Origin of the sequence: Protofrankia coriariae (assembly GCF_001017755.1) — a bacterium.
In the GTDB taxonomy this organism is placed as follows: Bacteria; Actinomycetota; Actinomycetes; order Frankiales; family Frankiaceae; genus Protofrankia; species Protofrankia coriariae.
Window position 1 is genome coordinate 108,474 of the sequence record NZ_JWIO01000004.1, and the last position, 15,090, is coordinate 123,563.

Annotated in this window: 18 protein-coding genes (1 of these 18 cut by a window edge); 1 reads left to right on the forward strand and 17 read right to left on the reverse strand. The window is 70.5% G+C overall.

The genetic code is table 11. From position 1 onward, the window contains the following. On the reverse strand, window positions 1–1,015 hold a 1,015-nt coding region (mftF, locus tag FrCorBMG51_RS30550), incomplete at its 3' end, for a mycofactocin biosynthesis glycosyltransferase MftF (protein ID WP_235433300.1). A 292-nt stretch (window positions 1,016–1,307) separates the two neighbouring features. Continuing rightward, entirely contained in the window at window positions 1,308–2,231 is a 924-nt protein-coding gene (locus FrCorBMG51_RS04260) for a mycofactocin-coupled SDR family oxidoreductase (protein ID WP_338052680.1), read from the reverse strand. Between the two features lie 222 nt (window positions 2,232–2,453). Between FrCorBMG51_RS04260 and mftR the strand changes: the two genes are divergently transcribed. Continuing rightward, the gene (gene mftR, locus FrCorBMG51_RS04265) at window positions 2,454–3,122 is read left to right on the forward strand and encodes a mycofactocin system transcriptional regulator (RefSeq protein ID WP_047221796.1); all 669 of its coding nucleotides are present in this window, start codon (window positions 2,454–2,456) and stop codon (window positions 3,120–3,122) included. Window positions 3,123–3,502: 380 nt separating this feature from the next. On the opposite strand, the gene FrCorBMG51_RS24655 is transcribed toward mftR, so the two are convergent. From FrCorBMG51_RS24655 to nifN, 15 genes are all read right to left on the reverse strand, one after another. Further along, a complete protein-coding gene (locus tag FrCorBMG51_RS24655) occupies window positions 3,503–4,834 on the reverse strand; it encodes a hemopexin repeat-containing protein (RefSeq protein WP_052914277.1) in 1,332 nt (443 codons plus the stop codon). Between the two features lie 142 nt (window positions 4,835–4,976). Next, window positions 4,977–6,797, reverse strand: a complete 1,821-nt coding sequence (locus FrCorBMG51_RS04275; protein WP_157180383.1) for a hemopexin repeat-containing protein — start codon at window positions 6,795–6,797, stop codon at window positions 4,977–4,979. Continuing rightward, window positions 6,794–7,264: an ester cyclase gene (locus FrCorBMG51_RS04280; RefSeq protein ID WP_047221798.1), complete on the reverse strand. Its 471-nt coding sequence runs from the start codon at window positions 7,262–7,264 to the stop codon at window positions 6,794–6,796. The genes FrCorBMG51_RS04275 and FrCorBMG51_RS04280 overlap by 4 nt, the downstream gene beginning before the upstream one ends. Window positions 7,265–7,720: 456 nt before the next feature. Further along, window positions 7,721–8,062, reverse strand: a complete 342-nt coding sequence (locus FrCorBMG51_RS04285; RefSeq protein WP_235433301.1) for a hypothetical protein — start codon at window positions 8,060–8,062, stop codon at window positions 7,721–7,723. Between the two features lie 157 nt (window positions 8,063–8,219). After that, complete coding sequence (locus FrCorBMG51_RS04290) at window positions 8,220–9,431, reverse strand: cysteine desulfurase family protein (protein ID WP_086055235.1); 1,212 nt, start codon at window positions 9,429–9,431, stop codon at window positions 8,220–8,222. 11 nt (window positions 9,432–9,442) lie between these two features. After that, a complete protein-coding gene (locus tag FrCorBMG51_RS04295; RefSeq protein ID WP_047221800.1) occupies window positions 9,443–10,354 on the reverse strand; it encodes a HesA/MoeB/ThiF family protein in 912 nt (303 codons plus the stop codon). Between the two features lie 19 nt (window positions 10,355–10,373). After that, window positions 10,374–10,970, reverse strand: coding sequence for an iron-sulfur cluster assembly accessory protein (locus tag FrCorBMG51_RS04300; RefSeq protein ID WP_047221801.1), 597 nt, complete (start codon window positions 10,968–10,970; stop codon window positions 10,374–10,376). 43 nt (window positions 10,971–11,013) lie between these two features. Next, complete coding sequence (locus FrCorBMG51_RS04305) at window positions 11,014–11,619, reverse strand: iron-sulfur cluster assembly accessory protein (RefSeq protein WP_047221802.1); 606 nt, start codon at window positions 11,617–11,619, stop codon at window positions 11,014–11,016. Then, a complete protein-coding gene (gene nifB, locus FrCorBMG51_RS04310) occupies window positions 11,616–13,277 on the reverse strand; it encodes a nitrogenase cofactor biosynthesis protein NifB (protein ID WP_047221803.1) in 1,662 nt (553 codons plus the stop codon). Before nifB ends, FrCorBMG51_RS04305 begins: the two co-directional genes overlap by 4 nt. Next, window positions 13,274–13,570 carry a nitrogen fixation protein NifZ gene (locus FrCorBMG51_RS04315; protein ID WP_047221804.1) on the reverse strand — a complete coding sequence of 99 codons (297 nt, stop codon included), beginning with the start codon at window positions 13,568–13,570 and terminating at the stop codon, window positions 13,274–13,276. The genes nifB and FrCorBMG51_RS04315 overlap by 4 nt, the downstream gene beginning before the upstream one ends. Further along, window positions 13,570–13,947, reverse strand: a complete 378-nt coding sequence (nifW, locus tag FrCorBMG51_RS04320; RefSeq protein ID WP_047221805.1) for a nitrogenase-stabilizing/protective protein NifW — start codon at window positions 13,945–13,947, stop codon at window positions 13,570–13,572. Before nifW ends, FrCorBMG51_RS04315 begins: the two co-directional genes overlap by 1 nt. Continuing rightward, complete coding sequence (locus tag FrCorBMG51_RS04325) at window positions 13,944–14,153, reverse strand: CCE_0567 family metalloprotein (protein WP_013874041.1); 210 nt, start codon at window positions 14,151–14,153, stop codon at window positions 13,944–13,946. Before FrCorBMG51_RS04325 ends, nifW begins: the two co-directional genes overlap by 4 nt. Then, window positions 14,140–14,634: a NifX-associated nitrogen fixation protein gene (locus FrCorBMG51_RS04330; protein ID WP_235433302.1), complete on the reverse strand. Its 495-nt coding sequence runs from the start codon at window positions 14,632–14,634 to the stop codon at window positions 14,140–14,142. The genes FrCorBMG51_RS04325 and FrCorBMG51_RS04330 overlap by 14 nt, the downstream gene beginning before the upstream one ends. Next, the gene (nifX, locus tag FrCorBMG51_RS04335; RefSeq protein ID WP_013874043.1) at window positions 14,631–15,029 is read right to left on the reverse strand and encodes a nitrogen fixation protein NifX; all 399 of its coding nucleotides are present in this window, start codon (window positions 15,027–15,029) and stop codon (window positions 14,631–14,633) included. The genes FrCorBMG51_RS04330 and nifX overlap by 4 nt, the downstream gene beginning before the upstream one ends. Beyond that, a protein-coding gene (gene nifN / locus FrCorBMG51_RS04340; RefSeq protein WP_047221806.1) for a nitrogenase iron-molybdenum cofactor biosynthesis protein NifN crosses the window boundary here: on the reverse strand, window positions 15,023–15,090 show its end. 1,351 nt of this gene lie beyond the right edge of the window; only the last 68 of its 1,419 coding nucleotides appear in the window; its start codon lies beyond the right edge, outside the window; its stop codon occupies window positions 15,023–15,025. Before nifN ends, nifX begins: the two co-directional genes overlap by 7 nt.

Below are 15,090 nucleotides of genomic sequence, written 5' to 3' on the forward strand. Positions count from 1 at the left end.
CCACCGCCGCCCACGACAGCGCGCTCCACACCGACATCCGCACCGGCGCGACGGCACCACCGTGCCGGGTCGCCAGCGGCGCCGCCGACGTCCCGTAGTCGAAACGCTGCCGCAGCCACGCCGTCCACCGGCCGCGGGGAGCGTGCCCGACCCGCGACACGGGCTCGTAACGGACCTGCCAGCCGGCACGCACCAGCCGCCACACCAGGTCCACGTCCTCGCCGAAGCGCATCCGCTCGTCGAAACCGCGCAGCTCCCGCAGGGCGGCGGCACGCACCACGAGCGCGGCCGAGGGGACGTAGCTCACCCGGCTGGCCGGCCGCACCGGCGCCGCGACGCCGCCGAGGTCCAGCGACGAGCGCGCCCGCTCGTAGCGGGCCAGCAACGACCGCCCAGGCAGGCTGGTCACCCGGGGGGCCACCGCGGCGACGTCCGGGGCGTCGAAGTGCGCCAGCAGCGGCTCCAGCCAGCCCGGCTCGGGCCGCACGTCGGCGTCCAGGAAGGCCACCAGCTCGGTGCCCGCCCGCCGCCAGCCGGTGTTGCGCGCGGCGGCCGGGCCGCGGGGCCGCTGGTGGCGGGCTGTCGCCCGCGGCAGCGGCGGCACGGATCCGTCGTCCACGACGATCACTTCCGCCAGCTCCCCCGCCTCCCCCGCCTTCCTTGTCTCCCTCGCATCCCCCTCGCCCGCATCGTTCTCCTCGCCAGCTTTGTTCGCCCCGCCCGCCTTGTTCGCCCCGCCCGCCGTACCCACCTCACCTGCCGCGCCCAGCGCGGCGAGCAGCCGTTCCAGGGCGGCGGCGTGGTCGCGCACGGGGACGACGAGCGTGACGTCGGACAGGCGCAGCCGGGGACGTTCGTAGACCGGGTGGGCGATTCCGGCCGCCACCAGCCGGTCCGCCAGCCGCCGCCGCGCCGGATCGGGCCCGACCGGCTGCCCGCGCATCCACTCCTCGACCAGCCGGGCGCCGGCGGCGGGCAGCCGCAGGACCCGCAGCGGGGAACCGCCAAGCAGCACCTGCCCGTCGGCCCACCGGCGCGTACCAGGGTCGAAGACCAGCCGCAGGACGCCGTCCGCCGGGCTTCCCGAGCCCGCGCGGCCCTCGTCCCGGGTGCCGCCGGCTCCCGCCGCGGGAGNCCGGCTCCCGCCGCGGGAGTGCCTGGGCTCTGGGAGCCCGCGGCATCCAAGGCGTCGTCCGCGCGCTTCGCGGGTCTCCCGGAGTCCGCGGGATTCCTGGGGCTCGCGGGATTTCCGGCGTTCGTCACAGCGGTGTCCGCGTCGCGGGAGCCCGCCGGGCCCACGGTGCCTGTCACGCGGTGAAGCCGCCGTCGGCGTGCACCACGGTGCCGGTGATCGCGGACGAGCCCTCGCCGCACAGCCAGCACACGGTGGCGGCGACCTCCTCCGGCCGCAGCAGGCGGTCGAGGAGCTGGTATCCGGCGAACCCGTCGACGTCCGGCAGGTCGTAGAGGGCGGCGGTCGCGTCCAGCATGGCCGTGCGGGTGGAGCCCGGGGACACCGCGGTGGCCGTGACACCGGTGCCCCGCAGGTCGGTCGCGAGCCCGCGCACCAGCCCCACGACGGCGTGCTTCGCGGCGTTGTAGGCGGCCAGATGCCACAGGCCGCGATGGGCCGCCGCCGACGCCAGCGCGACGAACCGGCCGGAGCGCGGCGGCGCGGCACGCAGCAGGGCGGGCACGGCCGCGCGGGCGAGGTTGAGCACTCCGCGGACACCGACCTCGAACAGGACGTCCCACTCGGCGTCCGTGGTCTCCCACAGCGGACGGCCGCCGGCCATCACCGCGGCGGCGGCCACCGCGGCGTGCACTCCCCCGAACTCGCGCTCGGCCAGCTCGACGGCCTCGGCCAGGGCCTGTGCCTCGCGCACGTCGGCGACCACGTCGCGGACCCGGCCGGGCCAGCGCCGGGCGAGCGCGCGCAGTTCCTCCGGCGTCCCCAGCGGGTAGGCGACGCCGGGCAGGTCGGCGCACACGTCCACCGCGACGACCCGCCACCCCTGCGCGGCCAGCTGGCCCGCCACGGCCGCGCCGATGCCGCGGGCCGCCCCCGTCACCACCGCCACCCGGCCGCTGCCCGCCTGCGGGTCCGTCGCCGTCCCCCCGGCCGCGGCCCGCGCGGTGCCTGCTGTTCCCTCGCCCGCTGTTCCCTCGCTTGCCGTACCTGCCGCTGTCCCTTCGGCCACCGCGTCCGTGGGCGCCGCTGGCCGGGTCACCGCCCTTCCCGCCGCTGGCGAGCGTGCCCGCGGTGGGCAGTCGGTCGGCCACTGCCGGCGTCCGGCGGCTTCCGGACGCGCGCCGGGCGTGGGCCGCCCGCCGCGCGCGTCCGGCACGACCCGGGCATCCGGTGCGGCATGGCATGCTCCCGTCCGACAACATGATTCGCTGTGACCGCAGGCACGCATAATATTGGCACTCAATGCCACCCGGAAGAGGCGATGCGGAACCAGCGCGAAGAGCGCGCACCCGGCACATCCGGCACATCCGGCGGCCGGGGTGGCCGCAACCCCGTCACCAGCCGCGCCGAGCTGGAGCATCTGGCGTTCGAGCTCTTCGCCGAACGCGGCTTCGAGCGGACAACCGTCGACGACATCGCCCGCGCCGCCGGTATCGGGCGGCGGACGTTCTTCCGCTACTTCCCGTCCAAGAACGACGTCGTCTGGGGCGCTTTCGACGAGGAACTGGCCCGGCTGCGCGCGGACCTGCGCACCTACCCGCCCGACGTCCCGCTGATGGACGCCGTCCGCCAGGCGCTGATCGAGTTCAACCGGGTCAACCCCGCCGAGATCCCCTGGCACCGCCGGCGGATGCGGCTCATTCTGGGCACCCCGGCCCTGCAGGCGCACTCGACCCTGCGCTATGTCGCGTGGCGGCAGGTCATCTCCGAGTTCATCGGTAACCGCATCGGCCAGGACGAGCACGCCCTGGCCCCGCAGGCGATCGCGTACGCCACTCTGGGCGTGGCGATCGCCGCCTACGAACAGTGGCTACGCCACGAGAACCTGGAACTCACCGAACTCCTGGACGCCGCCATGCGGAAGCTCGCCGCCGGCTTCGCCGGCACAGCCGAAAACCCCCCGACCGACCACGGCCCGGACCCGCGGTAATCACAGGTAACGCGGCCGGCCGAGCCCGAATCTGATCGTCAGGCAATTATGTGATCTTCTCAGGAGCCGGATTCCCGACAAGATCAACTTACCGGAACCATGGTTTGTGCGGTGGGCTCCGCTCCTGGTAGTGGACTCTTGCCCGCCGCGGACCGGGCTGGAGCCGGTTCGGCTCCCGGTACGGACAGATGTAGATTTTCTACTTCCTGTCACAATCCGATGGTGCCGCCAGCCCCCACAGGCGGGACGGGCAGCTGTGGATCCGTCACGGTGGCGGAGCCGGGAAGCCTTCTCCCTGCGTCAGCCGGAGGACGGCCTCGTGGGTGAGCCCGTCGTCGACGCGCCGGACATGCCAGATGCCGGACGTGACCCCCGGCTCTCTAGGCGAGGGCGGCGCGGACGGCGTCGGGTAGGTCAGCGGAGTCCGGGGCAAATATCACTCCAGGCACCGCACCCTCGATTTCGGCGATCTTGTTCTGCATGTGGGCCATCTGCGCGTCGGTCAACTCGCTGATCAACGTGGTCGTCGACACCCCCGCGGCGGCGGCGACCGCGGCCCCGTAGCTGTCAGGGTCGTTGCCGTCCTCGGCGGGCGCGTACCGGTGAAACGCCTCGGTGATGCCGAGGTCGCGGTAGCGGCCGGCCGGCCACTGCCGCACACCGGTGGTTTTCGCAGGGTAGCTGGCCTGGCGAAGGAAAGCGGCGATGGCGTCGTACCCTGCCTGACGAGTCGGGAAGATGATGAATCGGTGCCAGTTGAACTTGTCCCGATACTGGCCGTAGTCGGTGCCGCCGGGGACGCCGGTGATGTTGCCGGGGTTGTTGTTCAGCCAGGCATAGGTGCCCTCCCGGCCGCGCATGTGCGGGCGGCCGCGGTAGATGGCATCGGCGTGGATGACGAAGTTGAAGATCTCATCGCCGTGGCCGAGATAGTCCGTCGGGCTTTGCGAGCCGGGGAACCACACAGCTCGTGGGATGTCGCGGTCGGTGGATATCTGGCCGTTGTAGTACCAGACATGGTCACCGGGGACGAGGCCGACGCCGGACGGAGCCGGCCCCGGTCCGGGCGCGGGCGCCGAGGTGAGCTTCACCCAGATTGCGTCGAGGCCGTCGCTGAAACCCGCCTCGCCAAGCCCTGGCCAGTTCCCGGCGATCGGCCGCGGATACCCCTCGTCGGTTCCGACGCCGATCGAGTAGCGCAGGTAGGAATCGCCGCGGAAGAAATACGCCTTGCCGTTGCCCCAGTTGATGGCCGCGTCGACCCCGTCGGCGAAGCCCGCGTCGGCGAACCCGGGCCAGTCCTGCGCGATCGGCTGTGGGTAGCCGTCGTCGACCCGGTCGGCGCCGATGTCGTACTGCACGTAGGAGTCGCCGCGGAAGAAGTACGCCTTGCCGTTGCCCCAGTTGATGGCCGCGTCGACCCCGTCGGCGAAGCCTGCCTCGGCGAGCCCGGCCCATGCGCCCGCGATGGGTCTCGGCTCTTCGTCAACCTGGTTGCGCTGCTGGTCGATCCGCAGGTAGTTCGGGCCCCTGAACAGGTATACCTTGCCCGTGCCGAGGTCGAGCGCCGCGTCGATCCCGGTCTCGAAGCCCGTGCCGGACAGCCCGGACCAGCCGTCAGTGAGCGCCTTCGGATACCCGGCGTCCGCGGCGTCGCCGTCGACGTCGTAACGCAGGTACCGGCCGCCTCGGGTCACGTAGGCCTTGGACACTACATACCTCCGGATTGCTGGAAACGAAAAGTGGGGCGGGTGGGACCGCCTTCAGAACTTTGCTGGATGCTCGGGAACGCCGGTATGGCGCCGGTATGGCAGCGCTGCCGGTGTCTGGTTCTGCTGGACGCGGTGCGGCGTTTCACCCGGATCCGTGGAGAGTGGCCAGCGCCGTGTTCGCGGTGAGCACCACCGGGCGTTCAACGCTGATAATGATGCCGTCGACATCGATGTTGCGTACGGGATTTCCCTCGGAGTTCTTCACCGTGAACGAGGTTCGTACCGACCGGTCGACCGCGGCGCCGGCAGGGGCGTCCGGTGTCACACCCGCGGCCAGCAGGGAGCGTGTCGCTCCGGTGGCGTCGGTCACGGAGGTCAGCGTGACGACCACCGCCCGTGCCACGTCGGCGCGGGCGGCGGCGTCCGCCACGCAGTTGTCGAGCAGCTTCCCCATGTCGCGTATGGAGACCGATGCCGCCGCCCGGTCGTCCCCGTTGCGGAACACGAGCTCCGCGTCCACCAGGCTCAGCACCAGGATGTATTCCTGGGTGAGCTGGTACAACACGAAATTGATCGCGTCGGGATTCTGGGTGTTGTCGACCACCTGCTTGAACCCGGTCTCCGTCTCCACGTTGACCTGGTACGAGGAGTCCTGGGTGCTGACCTGCTGCGAGTGCCGCTCGTGCGAGTCCTGCCTCGCCTTGTTCACCTGGTCGCCGACGGCCCTGGCGAACGACGTACGGACGTCATGCGTGGCGCCCTTGACATGTAGATCGGCGTTGACCTCGCCGCCGGTAAGCCCGGTCGCCTGCGCCTCGCCGTGGAACGAGGCGTCCATGCCGTAGTCGTAGTTGTCGTGGCTTTCGGAGCTCGAGGTGTCCGTGCGCAGGCTGTCGGAAAAGTTGTTCACGACCTGTTGCGAGCTGCTTTCCAGGATGTTGGTCGACATCGATTCGTTGGTGGCCTGCGTCTTCTTCGTGACGACGTAGAATTCCGTCCTGGTGTGTCCGCCGACCTGGGTGGGCACGCCGACGACGCCGGCCCTTCCCATCTCACCGTGGAAGGTCGACAGCGTGTACTTTTCGCGCAGGAACAGTTGCGGCACCGGCATGAACCGGCCCAGTGCGGGCCACGCGTCCGTCGCGTTCAACGGACCGTCCTCGACGCGGTCGGCGGGCAGGTTGTAGCGGATGTACCTGTCGCCGCGGAAGAAGTAGATGTGCTCCTCGTGCGGCCCGGTTCCGTAGAACGCGAAGTCAACCCCGTCGGCGAAGGAGTCGGGCCAGTTGTGCCACATCGACGCGATGTCCACGGGCCCGAACTCGGTCGTGTCCGTATGGATGTTGTAGCGCACGTACTGGCTGCCCTTGAAGAACCAGGCGATGCCCAGGTAGTCGCCGACCCCGTGGATGGCCGCGTCGAAACCCTGCGCGAACCCGTCGGGCAGACCCCAGTGCCCGGCTATGGGCCGAGCTCCGACGACTACTGTGTCGTTGTTCGGGTCATAGCGAATGTACTGACTGCCGCTGAACAGCCACAGGTGGCCCTCATATGGCGCGACGTTGCCAGTGAGTACCGCGTCGATGCGCGTACTGATGTTTGCTGGAAGACCAGGCCAGTATGTGGCTGTCCGTAACCAATCGCTGGTGTCGTCCCTGCGCTCCGGGCGCTCGAAATAGCGGATGAAGTTGGCTCCCCGGAAGAACCAGATGCGGTCGGCGGTGGCACCGAAACCCCGGGCCGCGCTGTCGAACGCGCCCTTGCGCCGCGCGTACGGGGACTCGCTCGGCTCGGTGTAGCCGCCGAGCCTCGCGGGAAAGGCCGAGGGGGGAACGGCGAGCGCGGTCCACACGGGCTTGATATCGAATTCGAGGCTTTCCGGCAGCGCGGATGAAACCTCGAACAGCGGCCGGACCACAGGATTCGCCGGGTCCACGATCACAACATTCGAAGTGTCGCTCATCGCTGGAGACTCACCGTCCCGTCGCCGAGCCCGATCTCGAGAGTACCCGTGGCGAAGAATCGTAGCTGCGTCAGCGGGCCCAACGGATTCCAGTGGTATGTCGCCTTCGTGATCCTGGAGTCCCTGACGACGAACAACCCGATACCGGTCGCCTCGACGCGGCGTCCGGACGACGGAATCACCTCGTCGCCGCCCTCGACGCTGGCGTCGGCGGTGTTGTCGCCTGACATCGTCCATATCGCCACGACGGTGTCCCCGTCAGCGAGAACAGCCGTGACGTCCAGGCTGAGGTTCGGTATACCCGAGCGGTAGGCGATGATCTCGAGGCGCGGAATGACAGGACCCGTCCGACGCGAGGACCGGACCGGATGGGTCTCCTCGATATGACTACGGTATTCGGCGTCGATCAGATCCTCGATAAGATCGACCTTCCCGGCACCCCACACATCGGTGAGGAGTGCGCTCACTATGGTCCTGCTGTCCCCCGCCACGCGCTGCCCCCGGTTTGCCATTGCTCGATGCGGTCATCGGTCGCAGCTGATTTTATTGAGATCACGCCACGGTAACAAGGCCGCTTTGGAGAGGCGTAATGTCGGCCAGACGACGCTTCCCGTCCTCGCCTTTTGTCTTGTCGGGGTGAGCATGGCGAGGACACGGTGCGCACGTGGCCAGCGCGTGCGCCCAGGGCCAGGTTCCGGGAGGCCGTTTCGGGAAGCCGTAGCCGGCGGCGCCCGCAGCCGGGACCCAACCAAGCCATGATCGGATCAGCGAGGCAAAGCCCGGCCCACGCGCCCGCCACCCGGCGCACCGCGGCACCGATCTGATGACAGCAGAGCTCTCCGAGCGTCCGGACGAGCTTCCCCAGGCGCAGGTCGAATGCCTGTCGGGAGGGATATCCCAGGTCGACCACGGCCCTGGTCCATTCATCGGGGTACCGCAACGGCTGTGGAGACCAGCGAGTGGTCGGAGGATGGACTCCTCCGGCGCGTTCCGGTCCACATCGCGGTGCAGCCACTGTTCGATGTCGGTTCGATGTCGGTCAGGAAAGCATCACCGGCCACTCCGGTGCGGCGGTACTCGCTCACCGCCCACGGATACCCGCCGCAGGTGAGGTATGTCTGCCAGGCGAGGTTGAAATCCTCGGTGGTCGAGGTGAGCAGGCCGGCGATGTGCGCCACCTCCGCCGCCTGGAGATCCCGCAACGGCACGGACGGCGGCCGCGGCAGCTCCGGTCGGGACAGCACAATTGGATCACGGAACGACACCGGTACCAGGTGAAAAATATCGGTATCAGGTGGAAAACACTGCCATGACAATGTTTTCCGCCTACATCTTCGGCCAGCGTCGACGAGGTAGACGAGGTATAGGTGGTAACCATCGCCGGGATGATGGTGCCACCCGCGTTTCCGCCGCGGCCGCCGGTCAGGCGTGGGCGCGGGGGGTGGTGTGGGGGCGAGTGTGCAGGGAGCGGACGTGGGTGACGGCGGTGGCAACGTGGGTGGCCAGCGCGTGTACCTCGTCCTCGGTGGTGGGGCGGCCGAGGCTGAAGCGCAGGCTTTCCAACGCGGCGGTCGTGTCGAGCCCCATCGCCGTCAGCACGTGGGACGGCTCGGTGCTCGAACCCTTGCAGGCGCTGCCCGCCGACACCGCGACCTGCGGCATCGACGTCATCACCGCGTCGGCGTCCGCCCCGGCGAAACGCAGGTTCACCGTGTTCGGCAGCCGGGTGACGGTCGGGCCGTTGAGCTCCACGCCGGGGAGCTTCTCCGTCAGCAGGCCGTGCAGCAGCGCGGTGAGGTGGCGCAGCCGGTCGGCGTCGGCGGGCAGCCNGGGCAGCCGCTCGGCGGCGAGCTGCGCGGCCTGGCCGAACCCGACGATGCCGGCGCTGTTGATGGTGCCGCTGCGCAGCCCCCGCTCCTGGCCGCCGCCGACGATCAACGGTGTCAGCCGGTTCTGCAGCGGACGGCTGGCGACGAGCGCGCCGACCCCCTTGGGTCCGTATATCTTGTGCGCGCTGAGCACGGCGATGTCGATCCCGTGCGTCTCCATGGCGACGGGGATCTTGCCGGCGGCCTGGGTGACGTCGCACAGGTACAGTGCGCCGGCGCCGTGCGTGAGCCGGCAGGCCTGCCGGATGTCCGCGATCGCGCCGGTCTCGCTGTTCGCGGCCATCACCGCGACCAGCCCGACCTGCCCCGACAGCTTCGACAGCAGCGCGGCGAGATGATCGAGATCGGGGGTGCCGTCGCGCAGCACCCGGATCAGCTCGACCGAGCCACCGTGCAGCCGCGCGGCCTGCCCGGCCGCCGCGAGAACGGCCTTGTGCTCGGTGGCCGCCACCAGGACGCGCCGACGGCCGGGCTCGGCACCGGCGAGGACGCCGTGGATCGCGAGGTTGGCCGCCTCGGTGGCGCCGCCGGTGAACACGACGCTGCGCCGGCCGGCGCCGACCAGGGCCGCGACCTGCTCGCGGGCCCGCTCGACCAGGCGGGCGGCCGCGCGGCCGGCGGCATGCCCGCTGGAGGCGTTCGCGAAGTCCTCGGTGAACAGCGGCAGCATCGCGTCGAGCACCCGCGGGTCGACCGGGGTCNCCGGGGTCGTCGCGTTGTAGTCACAGTAGATCATCGGGGTCATGGGAGATCCGGTCACAGCGGATCGTCGTGACCGCACCGGACGCAGGAGCCGGCCCCTGCCCCCGCCAGCCCACCGGCCCCGGCTGTGCCGGCCGTGTCCGCCAGGCCTGGCACGCCTGCCGACACGTCCGACACATCTGACACATCTGACAGCGGGACGCGGCGCACCGTGTACGGCTGGGGGTGCGACGGCTGCCGCCGGACGGGCCCGCAGTCGACGCACTGCGGGTCGTGGGCCACCGGGAACGAGCGGAAGTCCATGTCCCACAGGTCGAAGGTGAGCAGTTTCCCGCTGGACGGCTCACCAAACCGAGAAACAATCTTGATGACCTCCATGGCGGCCAGGCAGCCCACCGTGCCGGCCACCGCGCCGAGCACCGAGAAGCCGAGCGGCTCCCACTCCGGGTCGCCGTCGGCGAACACGCAGCGCAGGCACGGGTCGCCGGGCAGCACCGTCAGCAGTTGGGCCTCGGTGTTGCTCATGGCCGCGAAGACCAGCGGCACCCCCAGGTCCAGGCACATCCGGTTGATCCGGAACCGTTCGGGGAAGTTGTGGCGGGCGTCGACGACCACGTCCGCGCCGGCGACGAGACCGGGCAGGAGCGGGTCGAACAGGTCCCGGTCCCACGCCTCGACCGTGACGTCCGGGTAGTGCTCCCGCAACGTGCCGGCGGCGCAGGCCACCCGTGACTCACCGACCCGGTCGGGTCGCATAAGCGTCTGTCGGTTGAGGTCGGGTGTCTCGAGGGCGCCGGGATGCACGAGGACCAGCCGCCCGACGCCAGCCGCGGCCAGGTAGGTGGCGACGGCGCCGCCTACCCCACCCACACCCGCCACAAGCACCGTCGCCTCGCACAGCCGCTCCTGTCCCGGTAGCCCGAAACCGCTCAGTGTCAGTTGACGCTCGAACCGCCGCATGTCCATGCCGTCCCCCTGCCTTCCGCTACCGGCCCACGGATGCGGGGACGACCCGTCGGACGGCGGGGACGGCGTCCTTGAGCTGCTGTTCGACCGTTTTCACCAGCTCGATGACGTCGGCCTCGCGTTCGAGGCCGATGCCGGTCAGTCGCACCGAGACCACGCCGTCGGCGACCCCGACCACGGACGCGTCCCGGCCCACCAGCTGCAGGTGCGGCCGGATGTGCTGGATCGCCACGTTCGCCTTCTGCAGCAGCGACGTCTCCACCCCGTCCGGCTGGACGGGCGGGACGAACGACGGGCCACACATACAGTGGCTACGCGCATGCGGGTTGTAGAAGGTGAAGCCGGACGACATCAGTGACTCGCTGTAGTCGATGCGCATGCCGTCGAACTGGTCGACCGCGTCGGCGGCGACGAACACGTCGAAGTCCGCCACCCGGGTGACGACGTCGCCGGCGCTCGGCGCGGGCTCGACGGCCAGCCGGTACCGGTGCCCGGCGCAGCCGCCGCTGCCGTCGACGCCGACCCGCAGGCCTGCGGTGGGCGTGCCGCCCTCCCGATCGAGCAGCGCACGTACCTGGCCGGCCGCCCGCTCGGTGAAACTGATCGTGATATCCACTGGTCCACCTCCAGATGCGTTCAGATGCGCTCGGACGGAGTTGTCAGTACGCGAGGACGACCCGCTCGACCGCTGGCACCGATTCCTTCAGCTGGCGCTCGATGACGCCCGTGAGCGTGTCCAGGGCAGCGGAACATCCCCCGCAGGCTCCGGTGAGGCGGACGGAGACGACGCCCGCGGTGATGTCGACGACCGTGACGTCCCCGCCGTCACGCTGCAGGAACGGCCTTACCTGCTGGATCGCCTCGTCGACCTGCCGCCACAGGGTATCTTCGTCACCCTCCTGACGCTCCGCGGAGTCCGCGGAGTCCGCGGAGAAGGACGACCCGCAGGAGCACGGATCCGCCGCCCGCGGGTTGGAGAAGACGAAACCCGACGACGTCAGCGACTCCGCATAGTCGATACGGACCCCGTGGACGAGCGAGGCGGACTCGGACGCGACGAACACGTCGAACCCGTCCTGGCGGACGGTGATGTCGCCCTTCTCGGCGGCGGGCGCGAGCGCGAGGCTGTACTTGTAGCCCGAGCAGCCGCCGGGCTCCGCGCCGACCCGAAGGCCGTAGCCGGTGGTCGTCTCGTCGCGGGCGAGCAGCGCCCGGACCTGCTCGCCAGCACGCTCGGTGAGCACGACCTGCAATTTTGTGATCATGATCCCACCTCCGCCGCGACCGGCCCGGCCGACCGCGGGCGCGGGGCGGACAGCTCGTCCGGGGTGTCCTCGAACAGGTCGTCCGCCGTCTGTTGGGCACCCTGCGCCGCAAGCCGCGCACCTTCGGTGGCAACCACGGAGTCGATGATGTCGTAGCACTCGACGGCTTCGATCCCGGCCGCGGCCAGCGTCTCCCGCGGGCCGTTACCGATCCTGCTGCACAGCACGGCGGCGCAGTCCGACAGCATGCTGGCGGTCCGGTCGAGCACCGATCCCTTGCCGCTCTCCCCCTTGCCGCTCTCCCCCTCGTCATCGCACTCGGAGGCGCCCTCGCAGTAGCGCGCGACGCTGCGGGTGCCCACCAGGCGCGCCCACCGCTCGCCCGCCTCGTAGATCCAGAACTCCTCGGCGTGGCCGAAGTGCTGGTTGACCACTCCCCCGCCCTTGGTGGCGACCGCGATCAGAACCGTGCGTTCCGGCTTTGCCGCGCCGGCGGAGATCCGCAGCTCCTCCCGGGTGGCACGGACGTCGGAACGCCAGCGTTCGATCGCCGCGTGCGCCTCCTGGCGGCCGGCCAGGTCGTAGGTGACCTCGCCCTCCAGGTAGGTCTCGGGGCCGAACTCGTCGCCGCGGTCCTCCCCGAGCAGGCCGACCGCGTCGGCCCGGCACTGCCGGCAGTGGCGCATCATGTTCATCTGCGCGCCGTCGTCGCCCTCGCAGCGGTCCTGCAACGCCTTGAGCTCCTGCGGGGTCGGCCCGCGCTGCCCGGTCAGGCCGTAGTGGGTGCCGTGCTCGGGGGCGGACACCAGCGGCATCACGTTGTGCAGGAAGGCCCCCATGCCGCGGACCGTGCGGGAGACCTCCACCAGGTGCTCGTCGTTGACCCCGGGGATCATCACCGAGTTGACCTTGCACAGGATCCCGCGTTCGGTGAGCGCCGCGAGCCCCTCCAGCTGCCGCTCGACAAGGATCTTCGACGCCTCCCGGCCGGTGTGGCGCTTACCGCGGAAGGCCACCCAGGGGTAGATCCGTTCGCCGACCTCGGGATCGATCATGTTGATCGTGATCGTCACATGGTCGATGCCGAGATCCGCGATGCGGTCGACGTGGTCGACGAGGGCGAGCCCGTTCGTGGACACGCACAGTTTGATGTCCGGGCACTCCCGGGCCACCAGCTCCATCGTGCGGAAGGTGCGCCCCGCGTTGGCCAGCGGCTCCCCGGGCCCGGCCACGCCGAGCACGCTCATCTGCTTGATCTCGCTGGCCACCCGCTTGACCTTGGCCAGTGCCTGCTCCGGGGTGAGCAGCTTGCTGGTGACGCCGGGGCGGCTCTCGTTCGCGCAGTCGAACTTGCGGTTGCAGTAGTTGCACTGGATGTTGCAGCCCGGCGCGACCGGGACGTGCATCCGGGCGTAGTACTGGTGCGCCTCCTGGCTGTAACAGGGATGGTTGGCGACCTTCTCCGCGATCGCGGGGTCCAGACCGGTCGTGCTGGTGCCGCATCCCTGAGTGGACGCGCACCCCGTCGCCGGCGACGACGCCGGCGACGGCGCAGCGGCCACCGGCGCCGACGCCGCGGCCGCCTCGGCCGGGGAGAGCACCGTCAGGGGGATCGAGCGCGCCGGTACCGGCGCCGGCCGCGCTGACTGGGGGGTCATGGCCGCTCACCCGCTTCCCGGCCCGGCGCGGCGGTCACCAGGTCCAGCTCGCGCTCCAGACAGCCCACGACCCGGCCGTTGCTGAACGCGACCGCGTAGACGATGTGCTCCTGCAGGTAGACGCCCACACCGTGGACGTGACCGACGGTCCCGGTCTCCACCAGCACGTCCCCGACGCTGATCCCCGGCTCGGGGAAGGTGCCGTCGTTACGCAGGTCCTTGACGGCCACGACGGTGTCGCCGACGTCGTAGGCGGCCTCGGACAGCGGCGGTTCCTCGAAACTGACGTCCATCAGGCCCTCTTCTCGGCTTCAACGGTGACGGTGTCCAGGGCGACGAACGCCTGGGGGGCGCGGTCGGCGAGGACCTTGAACAGGCGGTGGTCGAGCGCGCCGGCCGTGGTGAACGCCTCGTAGGAGGCGACCAGGGCGGCGCGGTAGGCGGCCAGCCGCTCCCCCGGCGCGGGATTCTCCGCGTCCGTCCGGGCCACGGCCCGGGAGAAGTGCCGCAGGATGTGCAGCCGGTTGACCGCGACCACCTTCGGGTCGAAGGGGACGTCCAGGGCCTGGAAGTAGTCCTCGGCGGTGGCGCACTGGCGGAAGCGCGCCAGCCGCTCGCCGGGTGGCAGCTGTTCGGCGGGTGGCAGCTGCTCGGCGGATGCCGCGGTCATGCCGCGTCCACCTTCGCCAGTTCGCGCTCGAGACGGTTGATCTCGACGTAGGTGTTGTAGGTCGCGGTGGCCGTCTCCAGGATCTGCTCCCAGCCGACCGGCAGGTCCTCGGCCAGATCGTGCAGGTCGAGCTTGAGACGGGTGGCGAGGCTGTTGAGCTTCTTCAGCTTCGTGCGCAGCTCGGGGATGTCGTCAGGAGTCGTCACGGGCCACCTCCGGGTGGGCACGCACGAGCGCGGCGGCGGCGCCGACCAGCGCCTCACCACGCCCGGCAAGATGGTCGATGGAGTCGAAGCCGAAACGGTGCGCGTCACGCAGCACCTCGGAGACGACCACGAGCCGGCCGGTGAACACCGTGACCCGGCCGAAGCCCTCATGGCTGAGATCGAGCAGATAGCCGGTGACCAGGCCGGTCGCCTTCTCGATGCCGGCGGCGACCGCCTGGTAGAAGGAGCGCAGCCGGCCCTCGGTGGCCGGGTCGACATCACAGGAGATCCCCAGCTCGCGGCGCCGCTGCGGGGTGAGCACGAACGGGCTGAGCAGCTTCTCCCAGCCGAGGCGGTCGAGCTGGCCGTAGGTGTCCCCGGCGCGCAGCTGGTCGATCAGGTCGCGCAGGAAGCCGGTGGCGACGTCCGCGCCCGCGCCGCCGGCACTGCTGGTGCTGGTGCTGGTGCTGTCGATGGTCATCGCGGGCTCCAGGTGGGGGTGGCGCCGGATCCGCTCGCGCGCAGCAGCTTGCGCAGCCACGGCGGCGGGTTGCCGGCGAGGACCCGCTGCAGCCGGACGATCTGGTCCGCGATCGAGGTGTCCTCGGTGACCTTCAGCGGATGGACGCGGGCCCGGACCACCTTCGCGGCGGCTGTCCCGCCGATCGCGGCGACGTGCAGGATCGCGCAGTCCCGGATGGCGTCCAACCGGCTTTCGATCTTCTCGGCCTCGTCGTCGACGGCCGGGTCGAGCACCCGGCTCTCATACAGCGAGGCGAGCTCCGCGGACACCTCGTAGACGTCGAACCGGCGGCACGAGCCGAAATGCTGGTCGACGACGATGCCGTCGCTGGTGGCGAAGGCGACCTTCAACATGCCAGTTCCTCCAGGTGCTCGTCCTGCTCCAGGCGCTCGGCGGCCGCCGCGCCCGTCGGCG